The 16,114-nt window shown below is 69.6% G+C and carries 20 protein-coding genes; 6 read left to right on the forward strand and 14 right to left on the reverse strand.

All coding sequences use genetic code 11. The features are described from left to right. Positions 1–38 precede the first annotated feature (38 nt). From OID54_RS33545 to OID54_RS33565, 5 genes are all read right to left on the reverse strand, one after another. Entirely contained in the window at positions 39–260 is a 222-nt protein-coding gene (locus tag OID54_RS33545; protein WP_329027930.1) for a hypothetical protein, read from the reverse strand. Positions 261–515: 255 nt separating this feature from the next. Further along, positions 516–1,736, reverse strand: coding sequence for a hypothetical protein (locus OID54_RS33550; RefSeq protein WP_329025776.1), 1,221 nt, complete (start codon positions 1,734–1,736; stop codon positions 516–518). Beyond that, positions 1,733–2,158 (reverse strand): hypothetical protein, encoded by a 426-nt coding sequence (locus tag OID54_RS33555; protein ID WP_329025777.1) that lies wholly within the window; start codon positions 2,156–2,158, stop codon positions 1,733–1,735. Before OID54_RS33555 ends, OID54_RS33550 begins: the two co-directional genes overlap by 4 nt. 25 nt (positions 2,159–2,183) lie before the next feature. Beyond that, a complete protein-coding gene (locus tag OID54_RS33560; protein WP_329025779.1) occupies positions 2,184–2,990 on the reverse strand; it encodes a DUF317 domain-containing protein in 807 nt (268 codons plus the stop codon). Positions 2,991–3,093: 103 nt separating this feature from the next. Continuing rightward, positions 3,094–3,615 carry a hypothetical protein gene (locus tag OID54_RS33565; RefSeq protein ID WP_329025780.1) on the reverse strand — a complete coding sequence of 174 codons (522 nt, stop codon included), beginning with the start codon at positions 3,613–3,615 and terminating at the stop codon, positions 3,094–3,096. Between the two features lie 123 nt (positions 3,616–3,738). Between OID54_RS33565 and OID54_RS33570 the strand changes: the two genes are divergently transcribed. Further along, on the forward strand, positions 3,739–4,041 hold the full coding sequence (locus OID54_RS33570; protein ID WP_329025781.1) for a hypothetical protein: 303 nt from the start codon (positions 3,739–3,741) through the stop codon (positions 4,039–4,041). 179 nt (positions 4,042–4,220) lie between these two features. Here the strand turns inward: OID54_RS33570 and OID54_RS33575 are convergent, their stop codons facing one another. Both OID54_RS33575 and OID54_RS39305 read right to left on the reverse strand, forming a co-directional pair. After that, positions 4,221–4,733: a hypothetical protein gene (locus OID54_RS33575; protein WP_329025783.1), complete on the reverse strand. Its 513-nt coding sequence runs from the start codon at positions 4,731–4,733 to the stop codon at positions 4,221–4,223. Beyond that, positions 4,730–5,275, reverse strand: a complete 546-nt coding sequence (locus tag OID54_RS39305) for a hypothetical protein (RefSeq protein WP_443055727.1) — start codon at positions 5,273–5,275, stop codon at positions 4,730–4,732. Before OID54_RS39305 ends, OID54_RS33575 begins: the two co-directional genes overlap by 4 nt. A 6-nt stretch (positions 5,276–5,281) precedes the next feature. Here OID54_RS39305 and OID54_RS39310 point away from each other — a divergent pair, with 6 nt between their 5' ends. Then, positions 5,282–5,626, forward strand: coding sequence for a hypothetical protein (locus OID54_RS39310; protein ID WP_443055728.1), 345 nt, complete (start codon positions 5,282–5,284; stop codon positions 5,624–5,626). 17 nt (positions 5,627–5,643) lie between these two features. Here the strand turns inward: OID54_RS39310 and OID54_RS33585 are convergent, their stop codons facing one another. The 7 genes from OID54_RS33585 to OID54_RS33615 form a co-directional block, all read right to left on the reverse strand. Beyond that, positions 5,644–7,158, reverse strand: a complete 1,515-nt coding sequence (locus OID54_RS33585) for a VirB4 family type IV secretion system protein (protein ID WP_329025787.1) — start codon at positions 7,156–7,158, stop codon at positions 5,644–5,646. A 26-nt stretch (positions 7,159–7,184) separates the two neighbouring features. Next, positions 7,185–7,616 (reverse strand): DUF6238 family protein, encoded by a 432-nt coding sequence (locus tag OID54_RS33590; RefSeq protein ID WP_329025789.1) that lies wholly within the window; start codon positions 7,614–7,616, stop codon positions 7,185–7,187. Continuing rightward, complete coding sequence (locus OID54_RS33595) at positions 7,613–9,067, reverse strand: SCO6880 family protein (protein WP_443055729.1); 1,455 nt, start codon at positions 9,065–9,067, stop codon at positions 7,613–7,615. Before OID54_RS33595 ends, OID54_RS33590 begins: the two co-directional genes overlap by 4 nt. Before the next feature lie 113 nt (positions 9,068–9,180). After that, the gene (locus tag OID54_RS33600) at positions 9,181–10,656 is read right to left on the reverse strand and encodes an SCO6881 family protein (RefSeq protein ID WP_329025793.1); all 1,476 of its coding nucleotides are present in this window, start codon (positions 10,654–10,656) and stop codon (positions 9,181–9,183) included. 24 nt (positions 10,657–10,680) lie between these two features. Further along, positions 10,681–11,367, reverse strand: coding sequence for a hypothetical protein (locus tag OID54_RS33605; protein ID WP_329025794.1), 687 nt, complete (start codon positions 11,365–11,367; stop codon positions 10,681–10,683). 1 nt (position 11,368) lies between these two features. Next, on the reverse strand, positions 11,369–11,677 hold the full coding sequence (locus OID54_RS33610; protein WP_329025795.1) for a DUF6112 family protein: 309 nt from the start codon (positions 11,675–11,677) through the stop codon (positions 11,369–11,371). Positions 11,678–11,805: 128 nt separating this feature from the next. Next, entirely contained in the window at positions 11,806–12,927 is a 1,122-nt protein-coding gene (locus OID54_RS33615; RefSeq protein ID WP_329025796.1) for a C40 family peptidase, read from the reverse strand. 529 nt (positions 12,928–13,456) lie between these two features. Between OID54_RS33615 and OID54_RS33620 the strand changes: the two genes are divergently transcribed. The 4 genes from OID54_RS33620 to OID54_RS33635 all read left to right on the forward strand — a co-directional run bounded on the left by OID54_RS33620 (position 13,457) and on the right by OID54_RS33635 (position 16,070). Beyond that, positions 13,457–14,212: a DNA-methyltransferase gene (locus OID54_RS33620; RefSeq protein ID WP_329025797.1), complete on the forward strand. Its 756-nt coding sequence runs from the start codon at positions 13,457–13,459 to the stop codon at positions 14,210–14,212. A gap of 264 nt (positions 14,213–14,476) precedes the next feature. Then, complete coding sequence (locus tag OID54_RS33625; protein ID WP_329027932.1) at positions 14,477–15,061, forward strand: DUF4913 domain-containing protein; 585 nt, start codon at positions 14,477–14,479, stop codon at positions 15,059–15,061. Then, complete coding sequence (locus OID54_RS33630) at positions 15,058–15,582, forward strand: hypothetical protein (RefSeq protein WP_329025799.1); 525 nt, start codon at positions 15,058–15,060, stop codon at positions 15,580–15,582. Before OID54_RS33625 ends, OID54_RS33630 begins: the two co-directional genes overlap by 4 nt. Beyond that, a complete protein-coding gene (locus OID54_RS33635) occupies positions 15,579–16,070 on the forward strand; it encodes a hypothetical protein (protein WP_329025801.1) in 492 nt (163 codons plus the stop codon). The genes OID54_RS33630 and OID54_RS33635 overlap by 4 nt, the downstream gene beginning before the upstream one ends. Positions 16,071–16,114: the final 44 nt, after the last annotated feature.

Below are 16,114 nucleotides of genomic sequence, written 5' to 3' on the forward strand. Positions count from 1 at the left end.
CATCGGCGACCGGGCCAACCGGGGCGTACTGCCGGCGCTCATCGGTCGACTGAGGGCTCGATGCAGGTGCAGGGGACGGCCGGCGGCGAGCAGTTCGCTGGCTGCCGAGCAGGCCCGTGCGTCCGCTCCGTACCGGGTTCCGACGCTCGGCAGGCGCAGCCTGGCGCCTCTTCGAAGCCGGCCTGCAGCAGGATCCGCCGCGCGGCGCCGTTGTAGCCGGTAGTGGTGATCTCGCCGGTGATGCTGTGCCGGATCGGGATGAACGGCTCTGCTGGTGCGTCGGGCAAGGCGGATCTCCTAATCGGTGGTGGAGGTGGGGTGTTGGGCGAAGGCGAGGCGGGCCCGGAGCTTCCAGCACATCAACGGTGCGTGGCTGGACCACGAACGATGGGCAACTGCCGGCATGCCCCAGGGCGGGCCACACCGGCCCCGCAGCTACCTGACTCGCCTTTCCACACGTTCTGATAGCCGGGTGTACCAACAACAGCCACACGGGACCCTCTTTGGTAATGCGATCAGCGGTGCTGAACAGCAGCGGGCGCGATGGGCACCGTCGGCGGGAGGGCGGTGCGTGGCGGGGGTGTGGGGGGTAGGTGCCGGGGTGCTGGGGTGCGGTGCGGGGGCAGGACGGCGACTGCGTTCCCCATGTCCTCTTGGATGCTGATGAGCTCGGAGGTGAGGTGGTCGACCTGGGTGGTGAGTATCCGCAGGCGGGTGGCCATGGTCTGGCCGGCTCGGGTGTCCATGGCGGTGGCCCACGCCGCGCAGGTGTTGAGGAAGGGCGTGAGTTGGGCGAGGTGGCCTGCGGGGTGGGGTGGCCGGTCGGTGAGGTAGGAGATGGCCTTGGCCACGCTGGCGCTGTGCTGGGCGTCGATCACTTCCCGGGTCAGTGCGCCGAGGAAGGGGAGCGCGGGGTCGGGCACCGCACGGGCATCCGGCTGGGTGGGGCGCAGGACGCCGGGCGGGACCTGGGGTGGTAGTTCGGCCAGGGCGTCTTCGTGCCGGGTGTAGTGGCCGATGGCTCGCATGGTGGGGCTGTCGATGTCCCCGGCGAGGGCGACAACGATGTCTTCCTCGTCTTCGCCCGCGGTGTCTGTGGTTGGGGGGAGGTAGACGAGGGTGATGAGCTGCCCGCCCGCTTCGTACCAGGACTCGATCGGGTCCAGCAGGCCCCGGCTACGGGCCGTGCGGGCACGGCCCGTCCACAGGTCCTCCTCTGCTCCGAGTGTGGGGAGCGGGACGTGTGGCCTCTGGGCCTGCGCTGTGAGGTCCCGTAGCAGGGTTGCCTGCTCGCTCCAGGTGCGGAGGAACGGCCACAACTGGGCGTCGCGCCCGCCCTGGTCGGCGGGGTCGGGGTGGGTGTTGAGGATGGCGCGGAGCTGGGCGGCGGCGTGGTCGAGGTCGTTGAGGAGCAGGCGCCAGCCGGTGTGGTGGCGGGCGGGCGGCATCCGGTCGATTCCCTGGCGGGCGGCGGCGGTCAGGGTCTGGGTGTGGGGCAGGAGCCAGGTGGTGGCGATGGCCGCGAGATCGCGGGTGCGCTCGGCGAGCGCTGCCTCGGCGGCGCACGGGTCGCTGATCTGTCCGTGTGCGGTCCGCACCTGGTCCAACGCGGTTTCGCAGCCCAGGGTGATGACCGCGTATCGGACGGCGTAGCCGGTCAAGGCTGACACCGCCGCACTCACCTCCCCGGGCGTGGGGCCGACATCGTGGACAGGGCGGGTGTTGTGATCGGTCATTGGGTTCTTCCCTGGTGGACGGCCGCAACCGTTGCCGGGATGGTGGTTGCGGGAGGGGCCGGGCTGGTGGTCGGGGTAGTGCGCAGTTGGGGGGAGCGGGTGGTGGCGGCCCGCGCGAGCCGGGTTTGCCGGGCGTTGACGAGCCGCTGCGATGGACTGGGCTCGGATACCGGGTCGAGGGAGTAGTCGGTGTAGACGGCGAAGCCCTGGGCGCGCAGGTCGTGGACCGCTTGGCGGGTGCGCCGGATACCGTCCTGCTCGGGGCGGGTCAGCCGGTACAGCCCTGGTGTGCCGGGGACTTGCTCGAACTGCTCGCGGGCGAGGTACCAGTCGGCGAGGTGGATCGGGGTGTGCGCGGTGGCGGTGGCCACGACGCCGTGGTCGGGGTGGGTACCGAACACGAAGTGCGAGGAAGGATCCATAGGCTGGGGATTCCTTTCGATCGGGTCAGCGGGTGCGTGGCTGGTGCGGGGAGCCGGGCATCTGCGGGGGGAGCCCGGGGCCGCTGCGCGGCGGTTGACCGGCGGCCGGGGTGATCGGGTGGGCGGTGACCAGGTGGGCGAGGTCGGGATGGCGCGCGAGGGCGGCGGGCCGCACCAGCGGCTCGGGGGACAGGACCTGGTTCAGGACGGCGTTGACGACGAATGGCGGTGTCTCGTACGTGAAGGAGATCCCCCACATCGGTCCGAGGGCCGGGGTGACGGCGAACGCGTGCCAGACGATGTTCTCGTCGCCCTGGAGGGGCGGTCCGCCGGAGCCGGGAGGGCGTCCCATCAGGGCGGCGAGCCCGTCCACGGACTGGAAACCCACCAGCCCCAGCCCGTCGGTCATCTCCCACCGCTCGTCAAGGTGCAGCTCGAAAAGGTCAGGCTCACCTCCGTCTCCGATTCCGTAGATCAGGTGGTCCGCGTCGGCTTGCAGACCGTGGGCGATGGTGGCGGTGAGGGAGGTGAGGAACTCCACCGGCGTGGCCCCGGCGACATCGGCCCGCCACCGGTCGGGGGCACCCGGGCCGGTGCGGGCGGAGATCGTCAGATGCGGGCCGAGGCCCTCTGCCGCACGGTCGTGGCGGATGGTGATCTTCTCGCACGGGCTGGTGGCGGTGGAGGTGTACGGGCCGGTGTCGAGGGACCAGCCGTGGGCCTGGGCGAGGTCCACCACGTGCTGACGGTGCTCGGCAGGTGGGCTCGCCGCGAGGTAGCGGGGAGAGAGGTGTACTGGCTCACTGGGGTCGAGGGGCTTCTGGACGGACATGCAGGGCCTTTCGAGCCAAGGGCGGGTGGCTGCCCATCGCAGGCGTCTGGGCGAGCGTCGGGCGCACGGGTGGTGTCGGTGTATGTCCAGGCCGGCTCGCAGGTCAGCGTGTTGGGCCGGCCTCGCCGGGCCGGGGCGTGGTAGCAGGTGGCAAGCCTGGGGTCTTCGCTGGTTGGTGTGGGGCTGCGGGACGTGACACGGGGCGGTCATAGGCGGCGGCGAGGTGTTCGGTGCCCAGACCGGAGAGGCTCCATGCGAGGTTGAAGACCCGGTCTGCGTGGACGCGGTAGCGGTGCGCTTGCTCGGGCCAGTTGTGCTTCTCGCACCAGGCGGCTGCGGCCTTCAGAGTGTTGTGGATCTCGTCGAGGGCGCCGTTCTCGCCGGTGAGGGCCTGGTCGAGGACGGCGTTGAACTGGTCGGTGTCCTTTGCTTGGGTCAGGCGTTCGCGTGAGGCGGCTATGACCGGGGCGGGGGAAGGGAGAGGGACTTCGTTGAGGAACGGCCGGGCATAGTGGTGGGCCCGGCGGTGCAGGTCGTCGATGGTGGGAGTGTTCGTGTTGTAGGCGTGGATCTGCTCGGTGGTGCGGCCGACGTTGTCGTACAGCTCGAAATCGGGATGGGACAAGCAAGCCCTCCAAGGGGTGCTGGTGCTGTGAACCGGAGAGGTTCGCCGGAACCTCGCGGTGCTCGGTATGGATGTGTCTCGCCGCCCTCCGCAGGTTGGTGATCGCCTACGGAGGGGGGCGGAGTGAATGGCGATCCGCTGTACCACTGGATAGCGCTGGGAGTGTCCACGGTGGTGCCGGTGCCGGTGCCGGTGCCGGTGGCGATCTTGGCGGAGTGGACACCGCCGTGGATGCGCAAGCGTCGGGCCGGGATGCGGTTTCGTGCCTACGGCGTTCTGTGCACCTACGGCCTCATGCTCGTCAACGGCATCCCCCGGATCGCCGACGCTGCGGTCCCATTCCTCCTAGCGGAACGCAAGGATTCAGGCGCCCGGGTAGCTGCCCAGCCGTATTTCGGCGCCGGAGGAAACACCGGTGATGTGTGACCACGGGTGCCACCCGAAGAGGTAGTCGCCCAGCGCGCAGCCCGAAGTCCTCAGCGGTGAGGTGGGGCATGGGCCCTCGCTCGTCTCGTATCCGGGGAGCGAGTGCCCCGTCGCCCTGGCTGCGGTTTCCGCACAAGGACGATCAGGGCGAGGGGGGGTTCACTCACGACGTGCGGCCCCTACGGTTGCACCGAGGGTTCTGGAAGGGTGTCGGTGGGGTCTGCGGTCCAGCCGAAGGCCAAGCGTTCCAACTCTCCGAGGTGGGTGACGTCGGCGTGGGCGCGGAAGGCGTCGATGCGCTGGTCGACGTACTCCTGGATTTCGGTGTCCGCCAGGCCCACGCGTGCCCGGTTCCGCCGGGACAGGCGGCTCCATTCCAGCAGGTCGGAGTCGGTGGCCCGATCCATCCACACCCACACACCCGTGCCCAGCTTCACCAGGTCACGGGGGTGGAAGAGCGCACCGGTGCGTCGGCGACGGGGGTTGCGCTGCTCACCGAAACCTGTGACAAGGCTGTCGGCGAGCCGGTCGAGGGCGGCGGCCTGGATGTGTGGGTCGAGGTCCCCACGGGTGAGCTGCTCCCGTACCGCCTCCGTGAGAGCGGCCTTGTGGAAGCGGCCGTCGGCGTCGGTGAGATGCAGTGCGGTCTGTTCGACGATGCGCTGGAGGCGAAGGGTTGCGGTGGAGGTCACGGCAGGTCACGCTCCTGCCAGACCTGGTCCATCTCCCCCAGCGCGGTCATGGCGTGCGCGATGGTCTCCCGGGTGATGGGCGCACCGCTGGCGTAGAGGGGGTCGTACCGGCTGAACGTGCGGGTTCCGCGGGCTTGGGCGAGCAGCGGGACCACCTCGTCCAGCAGGCGTGTGGCGACGCGGCGCTCGCGCTTGTCCTCTTCGACGCGGGCGGTGCGTTCGGCCCACGCGCCGGCGAGGGTGAGGTCGCCTTCGACGACTCGGTCGGCGAGTTCGGGGTCGGCTTCGCGCAGGCGGGCGAGTTGGACTTCGGCGCTGTTGGCCTTGGCCTTGTTCTCCTGGGCGGTGGCGTATGCCTCGTTCAGCCCGGTGGCACCGCTGATGACCGGGTCCACGAGGTCGGGGGCGTGTTGAAGAACGATGCTGGCCTTTCCTACGGTGCCGAGCGAGACTCCCAGTTGTTCACTCAGTGAACGGGAGGAGCGTCCACTGAGTGGACGTTCGCTCTGTCCACTGAGTGAACAGGCTTTGGCTGTGATCATCGCGATTTGGCCCTTGGTGAGGTTGCGTCGGTGGACGTTCGCGGACAGGGCGTAGGCGCTGGGGTCGTCACCGTCGTAGGTGGTGTATGCGGGTTCGACGCCGGCGATCTCGCATGCCTTGAGGCGGTTGCGTCCGTCGATGATCCGGCCGTCGGTGTCGAGGACGATGGGATGCAGGAGACCCTTTGCCCTGATGTCGTCGGCGAGGGCGTGGAGGTCCTCCTCGTCGAGGTCGGGGAAGAGAAGGATGGTCGGGTGGAAGTCGATCTGAAACTCCTGGGAATGGCGGGAAGGGGGGATGTGGTCCGAGTCCGGCAGGCAGGACAGAGGTCCGTACGTCGGGATTCGTGAACCTGCGAGCCGTGGATCTAGTGCATGCGGGCGTCGGTGTCGAAGAGTTGTGCTTCGTGCGGGTGCAGAAGATGTTGAACGATGAAGGATCGTCCGGCGACCCGCCATAGGCCACGTCCCCGGTTGAGGTGGGCGATGGCCTGCGTTTCGACGCTGGTGAGGCCGAGGAGGGTGGCGGCTGCCTGGAGTTGGTCGTTTTCCTGGCGGTAGATGATGCGGGTGGAGCAGTCGGCGAGGAGTCCTTCGGCCAGCGCTCGTCCGCGGGACCCGGCATCGCCGGCGGTCAGGAGGTCGGACGGTCGGTGGATGACCATGAGGTTGGCGATGCCGAGGCCGCGGGAGAGTTTCCATTGGGCTTGCATGCGTTGCAGGAGTCCGGGGTGGCGCATGAGGCGCCAGGCTTCGTCGTAGACGATCCAGCGCCGTCCGCCGTTCGGGTCGGTGAGCGCGCTTTCCATCCAGGCGGAGGCGCAGGTCATGGCGAGGACGAGGGCGGTGTCGTCGCCGGATCCGCCGAGGCGGGACAGGTCGATGCTCAGCATCGGCGAGCTGGGGTCGAAGGCGACGGTGGAGGGGGCGTCGAACATGCCGGCGAGGTCTCCGTGGACCATGCGGCGCAGTGCGTGGGCGAGGTCGCGGGCGGCGTCGCCGAGCCGCCCCGACAGGGCGCCGCCCGCGATATCCAGCAGGCCCGGGTTGTTGAGGGTGGTGGCGATGTCGCCGAGGAGCGGGGCCCGGCCTGCGCTTTCGGCTTGGCTCACGATGGTGTCGAGGGCGACATCCAGGGCGGTGTGCTCCATCGGCGCGAGGTCGCGGCCCAGCACGGTCCTCGCCAGTGACCCGAGGAGCAGGAGCCGGCGCTTGCGGATCTCGGTCGCCCATTCCTCTTCCGACACGCTGTTCGGCCGGGGGGCCGCGTCGAGGGGGTTGAGTTTGCCGGGCAGTCCGGGCCCGAGGGCGATGGTGGTGCCGCCGAGGACTTGCGCGACGGGCGTCCACTCGCCCTTTGGGTCGCAGGGGACGTAGACGCGGTAGCCGAAAGCGATGGATCGCAGCGCGAAGGACTTGGCGAGCGCGGACTTGCCCTGCCCGATCACCCCCGCGAGCAGGACGTTGGGGTTGGTGAAGCCCTCGATCTTCCCGTAGAGGGTGAAGGGATCGAAGCTGAAAGCAGCCTCCGCGTGGACGTCGCGGCCGATGTAGATGCCATCCGCGCCGAGCCCGCCCTCCGCCAAGAACGGATACGCACCGGACGCGGTGGCGGTGGTCATACGGTGCGCGGGGAGCCTGAGCTTCGAGCCTCGGGCGGACGCGGGGCCCGGTCGTCCGCCTGCCCCATACAACGGCGGTGGCATTTCTTCCTCGGCCGGTGTCGAACCGTCCGGGTGGGCGGTGGCGGCGGCGCGGGCTTGGGCGGTGGCTTCGGCGAGCTGGCGGCGGGCCTGTCTGCGGCCGGCGCGGTCCGTGCCGTGCGGGGTGAACAGCGGTGAAGCGGAGGCGCGGCGGGCGCGGCAAGAGGGCCGGTGGGACATCTGGGGCTCGTTTCGGCGGGGTCTGCTCACGACGCACGGGTGAGGTCGGTGGGGGTGGTCCTGCGGCGGATCCTGTGTCCGGCGGCGAGGTGGCGCTGGCAGATGGTCAACACCGGCGGGCCTTCCGGCAACGCCTGCGGATCGCAGTCCGTACTGCTGGCTTCCGGGCTGGTGGGGAGGGTGTGGAAGGCGTCGTGGACCTCTGCGGTGGCCTGCCATATCCGGGTGTGCGCGGCGGCGAGATGCCGTCCAGCGGTCGGGTGCGGGGGCCTGGTCTGCTCGGCGCACTGGTCGAGGAGCTGGTGCAGCGCGGTGAGATGAGCGTGCAAGGCGTCCAGATGGGACCGGCCGGGAGCCTGGCGTGCGGTGGGGCTCCCTGTGGTGAGGGCGCGGGCGTGGTGGCGAAGACCGGCGGTCGCGGCCCGCAAATAGGGGGATGCGTCGGGAGGAGAGCTCATAGGGCGATCCGGGCGAGAGGGAGGGCTGCGGTGGTGAAGGCGTCCGGCTGTTGAAAGTCCAACCGGCGGAGGTCGACTTGAGCGGACCCGGCGGCGGTCTCGATGGTCGCGCACGCGGCGTCCAGCGCGGCGTCGGTCGGGGCGCTCACGGTGAGCAGGCCGGTGAGGTCGACATCTGCATGCCCGGCGATCAACTGGCGTTCACGGGTTTTGGCGTCGGCGTACTCGATGGTGTCGGCCTCGGAGTCGACCATGCCCCGGCGTCGGCGCTCGTTGGCGTCGGCGATGATCGTCGCCTTCGTGCGCTGGACGTCGCGTAGCGCTGCTTCCAGTGTTTTGGGCACATAGATGAGGGAGAGGCTGCGGCGCACTCCGGCGGTGAACATCAGCCCGTGCAAGAACCCGGCCGAGGTTTCGGTGCGAGGCCAGTTCTCGACCCAGTAGGTGGCGTGCCGCGCACTGTCGGTGATCACCCGATCCGCTTCTTCGACCTGAACGACCGGGCCCGCGGCTTCGGGGTGTGCTTCGGCTCGGCCGGTCTCGGACCACTGCTGCAGCCGGGACAGGGATTGCGGGTCGTAGGCGGTGCGGATGACGGCGGCGATCTCCGGCGCGGTGAGCCACCCGGCCACGGTCAGCCCCGCACCCCGTGCGGCCTGCGTCACGGAGGAGGTGGTCTGCTCCATCACCGTGAACGCGCCCGGCAACCCTCCACCCGCTTGGGAGACCAGCCGTTTGGCGGCTTTGAGGTCGAGGGAGATCACGAGGTAGGACTCGTGGGGGGCGGCGGCCGGTCCGGCGGATTCGACCAAGTCGCCATAGATCTGTCCGGCGACCGGGGTGTCGGGATGCCCCTGCTGGACCCAGTGTCGGGTGAGGGTGTCGCCGGAGTCGGGGACGGTGCGTTCCAGGACCTGGATGGCGGCGATGTGCCCGGTACGGGAAACACTGGCCAAGGCTCGGCCCCAGCCGCTGACGTTGGCGTTCTGCGTGGCGGGGTCGAGGAGCGCGAACGCTCTGCTGGAGATGCGGGCGACAGCGGTCAGCGTCTGGCGGTGCGGGTCGTGCACCGCGGCGGCCTCCGATCCATGCGGGGTGACGACCCGGAGCGATGCGGCGGTGCCGGGCAGGTGAAGAATGCCGTCCTGCCGAGGCCGGGACACCGGACGCGCGAGCCATCTCGTCTGCCCGGAGCGCCGCCGGAACAGGTAGCGCAGGACGATCGGGGCCCAGTCGATCAGAGAGCGGCCGGCGCGACGGATGAAGGTTAGACCGGCGACCGCCGCCCACACCGGGGTCAACAGCACCGCGCCGACCAGGCCGGTGGACACGACGGTCACCATCAACAGGGCGAGCGCGGCCGAGACCAAAGACAACTGCGGTAGCGACAGACCGAGGAGGATGCCGCGGCGCGAGCGGTGCGGAAACTTCACCGTCACCGGCGCTTGCATTGTGGAAAGTTCAGACAAGACGGACAACCATTCCAGGACATGCGAGGGAGGAGCCGGGTGGAGCACGACAGGCTGTTCTGCCGTGCCCCACCCGACCGTTTCGGAGGAGCCGGTCAGGTGCCGGTGGGCGAAGGCGGCGGGCTCGCCGGCCCACTGGACGTACCCGGACCGGTACGAGGCGCGGTGTCCGGTGCGGGCGGTGCGCCCTGCGGGGGCGGCGGCGCGGTACTGGTCGGAGCACTCCGCGGCACGTACCCGGCGGGCGGCACCCCGGGAACGACAGACGCAGGCTGGCTGCTGCTGTCCTGGTCGGCGACCACTGGCGCGGGCGCGTCCTGCTGCCCGCCCGAGCCAGAACCAGTGCCAGAGTTGGGGCTGGAACTGTTACCTGGTCCCGGGCTCACGGGCGCTTCCTGGACGGCCTGCTCCACACCCTTGGCCATCGCGTCAGCGGCGGGCGATACACCGCCCAGCTGGCCGCTGCTCTGACCAGTCTGCTCACCACCACTGCCACCACCTGCGGTGCTGGAGGAGGCGATATCGCCGGGGAAGGAGCCGTCGGCGAAGTCCGGGCCCTGCGGCGCGGCACTCCCAGCGCCCTCTGCGGCACCGGCTGCTCCGCCGGTACCGGCGGTCGCCGCCATCGAGGCGGCCTTCCGTCCCGCGCGTTCGGCGTGCTGCCGCGCCAGTTGGGCGCCGGCGCCGCCGGCGCGGTGGATGTCCTCACCGTTGGTGCCCTCGGCGGCCCAGTGCACGAACTTGAACGTGGCGTACGGGCAGAGCAGGACGAGCATCATGATGACGATGCCTGCCATGACGTCGGAGAGCGCGGCGATCCCACCGTCGGCTTCGGTCTTGCCCATGGCGGACATGCCGAGGAGGAACACCACGGTCATCAGCAGTTTGGAGACGATGAGGGTGGCGGTGGCTTCGATCCAGCCGCGGCGCCACCGGCGGGTGGCCTCCCAGCCTCCGCCCGCCGCGGCGAACACCGCGAGGGTGACGAGGACGAGGATGCCGATCTTGCGGACCATCATCACGCACCAGTACAGGAACGCGCCGATCGCGGCGGCGAGAGCGGCGAACACCATCACCAGCCAACCCAACCCGGTCAGGGCACCGATCTGATGCACCTTGACCATGCGCCGCACAGCGTCCTCGACACTGGTGTTCGCCGCTCGGAACAACCCGTCCGACAACGCGTCGGTGACCTCAATCGCAACAGTGGTCAGGGCGATGGCGGCGAACGCGAACAGCACACCACTGGCGGTGCCGGTGAACGCCTGGGCCAGCGCTTGCCCGTCCCGTTTCATCGCGGCCCGAATCAACTGGGCACAGAACGTGGCGACCAGGACGATCAACCCGATGGGCAGCAGCGTCTCGTAGTTGTCGCGAAACCACGCGGCGTTCAAGTCGATGTTCGTGGTGGCGTTGACGGCGTCCGCCGCCAAATCAGTCGCCGCAGCGGCCAGTTCACCGGCGCTCTTGGCCATCCAGTTCCCGATCGCCGCGCCCGGGTCGGACACGAACTTCGCCGCGTCGATGACGCCGCACACCTTGTCCGCCAGGGGGAGTTCACAGAAATTCATGGGGTAACGAACCTCCTCTCAGGGTTATGGGGCGACGAGCGGCGCGATGGACACGAGCGCACAGTCCGTGGACGGGCGGCACTGGACGGCGAGGGTGACCGAACGGTCCTCCGCCCCGCCCCCACCGTCCTTCCAAGAGATCGTCTGCTTCCCGGTGACGGTGACGGCGTAGATGTACGCCTCACTCAGGGCGGTCGGGTTGTCGGCGAGGGCCTGCTTGAACGCCGACGGGAATCGGGCATCGCCGATCGTCGCGGTGGCGTGCTGCGCGTTGTCCCGCATCCGCGACCACAACACCGGAGCCGGCACCTGCGCCTGAACCTCGGCCCAGTCGCTGTACTGCACCTCGTCCGTCATCCACGCCCGCATCCCGGCCAGTTGCTGGTCACGGCTGGTGGTGCGGGTGTCGTAGGACCACAACATCGCGGCGGCAGACTTGCCGAAGGCCAGCGGGTCGGCGATCTGCGGCGGCAAGGCCACCGAGCCGCCGTCCGGGCCTGGCGACGGTTTGCCCTCCTTGGACGGGGCGGGGCTTGCCGGTGCCGTGGGTGAGGAAGCGATGCTGGATTGCTCGCTGCGGCCCAAGAGGTAGGCGGCGAGGCCAGCTGCGGCGACCAGGACGGCGAGTACGGCGGCCATGGTGGAGATGCGGCGGTTGGCCGACCAGCCGGCGGTGCGCTGGTGCAGGGCCGTGGTGCGGGATCGTCTCATGTCAGTCGACCTGCGTCCCCAGTGCGGAGAAGAAGGCGACGATGCCGTTCGCGGCGCCGAGGCCGAGCGCGGCTCCGGCACTCACCAACGCGCCCTTCTTGCCGTTGGCCTCGGCCTGGTGACCGCCGGAGTGGTGGCCCCAGGCCCACACCCCCAGCGAGACAGCCAGCGCGCCGACCACGGCGATGATGCCGAACATGTTGATGCTGCTGACGACGTTGCGGAGCACGTCGAGACCGGGCAACCCGCCTCCCTTCGGGGTGATGCCCGGGTCGAAGGCGAGATAGGTGACGCGGTCGGCGAGAGACATGGCTATGGCGAAGCTCCTTGCATGACACAGACCACCCGGGTCTGCGGGAATCAGTGAAAGAGGGGAGGGAAGTGGGTTCGGCTGGACGCCGACATCTGAAATCGGAACCCACAAGGGGAGAAGGGGCGTCAGAGGACGCGGCGCACGCTGAGGATCTTGGTGTTTTTCACGGGCTCGATGCGGACGACGGTCCCGGTGCGGGGGGCGTTGATCAGGAGTCCTGAGCCCATGTAGAGGCTGACGTGCTCAGGGCGGGTGGCGGTGCCGCGGGAGAAGATCAGGTCACCCGGTTTCATGGCCTTGGGGGAGACGGCTGTGCCTTCGTTGACCTGGGTGTATGTGGTGCGGGTGAGGGTGACCCCGGCTGCCCGGTATGCCTGCTGGGTCAGGCTGGAGCAGTCGCAGCGGCCCATCGGGTCGGGTCCGCGGGGGTCGGTGCAGGTCCCGCCCCACTGGTAGGGGGTGCCGAGCTGCCCCATCGCCCAGGTGATCGCCGTGCGCGCCCTCGGATCAGCGTCCTTGGGGATCGCGTATCCGACGGGTACGGCTCCGTCGGGGATCGGGCCGAAGCCGGAGCCGTCCTCGCCGGGCGCACACCCGGAACTACCGCCCCCGGCAGCCTCATCCGGCGTCTCCCCGGTGCCGTCGCCCTGGTCGGGCAGGATGGCGGTGATGGCCTTCTGCAGTGCACGGGACAGTGGTTCCCACTGCGCGTACGCGTCCGGGTACCCGGATTTCTGGACGGCTTGGGCGGCTTGGGTGATGGTCATCTGCTGCCACCCGGCTGTGCCTAGCAGCCCTTCGTAGAACTTGGTGGAGGAGTAGACGGGGTCGCGGATCTGGTCGGGGGTGCCCCAGCCCATGCTCGGCCGCTGCTGGAACAACCCCAGGCTGTCTCGGTCGCCGTAGTCGAGGTTCCGCAGCCGGGATTCCTGCAAGGCGGTGGCCAGGGCCACGACCTGCCCGCGCTCTGGCACGTTCAGGGAGATGCCGGTGGCGACGATCGTCTTGGCGTGCGGGATCTGCTCGGCCGGGAGGTCGAGGCCCTCGACCGTGATGTCCTGGTCGGCGCCTGCGCCGCCGAGGATGGCCGCGACCTGCGCCGCGACCGCCTCGGCGTCGACATCCGTGGTGGTGCAGGAGGTGTTGTCGAGGGCGGCGCTGCTGCCGGACGCGACGACGACGGCGGTCCCGGCGAGGAGGAGGGGGGAGAGGCAGAAGACGCCGATGGCGGCGGCTGCGGCCTTCAACCGGTGCCGCCTCCCGGAGCGTGCGGTTCGGCCGGTAGGCGGTGTTCGGACAGATTGGAGCGTGCCACAGAGGTACTCCCTTGAAGTGAGGCCCGGTCGCGTGGTGTCCGGTGTGAGAGGCGCGAGCCGTGGCGGGGTGGGACGGGGTGCGTCGTTGGGGTGGCTCTCCGGCGTACGAGTTGCCGCTCGTGCCTGGAGGGCGCCGGTCAGGTGGAACAGGGCATGGGAATAGCCAAGAGGGTGGGGAGGGGGATGGGCCTGCGGCGGTGTTCGCCGGGCACTTCCAAAACAGTAAGCCCAGATCCCCGGTTGGCGAAATAGTTCAGGAATCTGGGTCGCCGCTCGCGTATCGCATTCGGCGGCGATAGCGGTCAACCGGGGATCGTGCCCTAGAGTTTTGGTATCTCCCCCTCGCTACCCGCCTCACACGCGGCCGTCCGCCCTGCCCGCATTCACCGAGCAAGGGCAGGCGGCGAGCAGGGTGCACCTCTCCCACCCTCATTCCCGACCCGAATCCTGGGGTATCCCTTTGCCTTTTTCCCTTCACCAGGGCGACGCCCTGACTGTCCTCGCCGGTCTGCCGGACGACTGTGTCGACTCCGTGATCACCGACCCGCCATACAACTCGGGCGGTCGGACCGCGAAGGAACGCACCTCCCGTAGCGCCCGCCAGAAGTACACCTCCGCCGATGCCGGCCATGATCTGCCGGACTTTACGGGCGAGAACATGGATCAGAGGTCTTACGGGTTCTGGTTGACGCAGATCATGACCGAGGCCCACCGCCTCACCAAGGTGGGCGGCACGGCACTTTTGTTCACGGACTGGCGGCAGTTGCCGGTCACCACGGATGCGATCCAGGCTGCGGGCTGGCTGTGGCGCGGTGTCCTCGTGTGGCATAAGCCGCAGGCTAGGCCCCAGAAGGGCCGCTTCACCCAGAACTGCGAGTTCATCGTCTGGGCCAGTAATGGGCCGATCGACGCCGCCCGGAACCCGGTCTACCTACCGGGGCAGTACTCGGCTTCGCAGCCGTCGGGGAAGGGCAGGCAGCACATCACGCAGAAGCCGGTCTCGGTGATGCGTGACCTGGTGCAGATCGCTCCGCCGGGCGGTACGGTCCTGGACTTCTGCGCCGGTTCCGGTTCGACGGGGGTGGCGGCCTTGCTGGAGGGCCGCGACTTCATCGGCGTCGAGAAGACGAAGCATTACGCCGCCGTCGCTTCGGACCGGCTTACCGAGACCCTGCAGCAGACCCGTACGCAGGACGACTTCGGCCTCACCGCATAGCCACGGGCTGTTCGGTCCGGACGGGCGAATTGGCTCTGGTTGGCCCGTCCGGACCGTGCGCGGGGCAGATATAGCAGCCGATTCCCGGTTCGTGAAATCGGGAATCGTTCGGATCCTTGCCGCTATACCGATTCACTGGCCGCGGCTTCAAGGAGACCCCATTTCGTGCCCGAATCCACACAACCCCAAGGTGGCGGGGAAATGCCACCGGTGCGGCTGCCTGATTCCGGTCTGGAATCCATCGAGGCGAGCGTTCGTAAATTGCTGGATCAGACGGCGGAGCAGGCACGGCAGCTCGACAGCCTCGCCGCCGACCCTGGCCCCGCTCCCCGACCAGCAGCCCCGTTCCCCGGCTTCGGCATGCCAGGCATGACCGGCTTCGCGGGGATGCCCGGCATGCCCGCGCCGGCTCCCGCACCACCCGAGCCGAAGCCGATCCTGGAGCTGGACGGCGAGGAGTACGAGAACGAACTCGACGCGCTCTCGGACTGGGTGGACGACTTCCTCATGCCCGCCTACGGCGCGGAGGTCACCACCGGTGCTCCGTGGTGCGAGCGGTGGCAGGAGCACCAGGACGTCGTCGCCTGGCTCCACGCCCTGTGGATGGCCTACCAGCAGCACAAGGACCCCGAAGCGGGGCTCGCCGGACTGTTCGTGTGGCACCGGGACTTCCTCACCCACGCCATGGCAGCCATCCGCGCCGCGGGCGGTCCCCTGTCCGCGTGCATGACCGACCCCGGCAGGCCCTCCCACCGCCTCTTGGCCGGACCGAACCCCTCCGCCCGCACCCAGGCTCCGGCCGCCGGAACGGCGGAATCCGGCGCACGGGCAGGCGGGGCTGGTTCATGACTGGGCACCCGGCACCGGCGTTCGGCCTCAGCTTCGACCCACGCGCTCTGACCGATCTCCTGGCCGCGCCGGGCGACATCCGCGACTTGGCGCTCGCCCAGCTCCAGGACGTGGTCACGGCACAGGTGTTCGGCGGGAAGCTAGTCGGTGATCTCGCCGGGTTCCGCAAGCTCTACGTGGATCACCGCGCGGCGTGGCGGGTCGTCTACGCGCAGCGCCCCGCCCCACCGGGGTCGGCGCACCGGGCCGAGATCCATGTGGTGGCGGTGCGGCCCCGCGCCCGGCAGGACGCCTACGACACGGCCCGCGCCCGCCTGGGCGTCACCCGCCGGCCGATGAGCGCTCTGGCCCATGCCGCCCGCACCCGGTCCCCCCAACTGCCCTCCCCACAGGGCCGCAGGCCCAGGCCAGGACCGCACACCTCCGCGGGGACGAAAGCGTCGGCGAACATGCCGCGGCTGCGGATGCCCGACCCACCCCGCCCCGCACCGACACCGACTTCGAAGGGCCCTGCCCGTTGACCTGCTTCACGATCCTCGACCAGCTGCTGAACAAGACCGAGGTGCGGCCCGAGGAGATCCGCCACCAAGCGATCCTCGACACCTCCCGCGCCTCTCAGCAGGCCAACGCGCGCCTCCTCGAAGCACTCGCCGAGCACCTCGATCGCGCGGACCGCGAGCTCGCGGTCCTGTTCGCCTCACATCACTGCTGCTGCCCGGAGAACGAAGAAGACCCCCTTCAAGAGGGCTTCGACGACTCCGGGTCCCACCACGGTGAGGTCGCGTACGGGGATCCGGGCACGCGCGACGCCCCCGACCTGCTGGCCGGGCTGCGGCTCCTGCCGGGGACCGTGGAAGGACGAGGGCGATACGCCGACCTCACCCCAGCACGCCTCGCCCAACTGCTCTCTACCTACGGAATAGCCACCCGTGACGTCACGCTGCCCGATGGCCGGCGCCGCGCGTCCTACCGCCGTGCCGCGCTCACCGAAGTGCTGGGGTGCTGCTGATGCGGTCCGGTTCGGAAGGATCTCCAGCCACGCCCGCAAGCCCT

Origin of the sequence: Streptomyces sp. NBC_00690, assembly GCF_036226685.1 — a bacterium.
Lineage (GTDB): Bacteria > Actinomycetota > Actinomycetes > Streptomycetales > Streptomycetaceae > Streptomyces.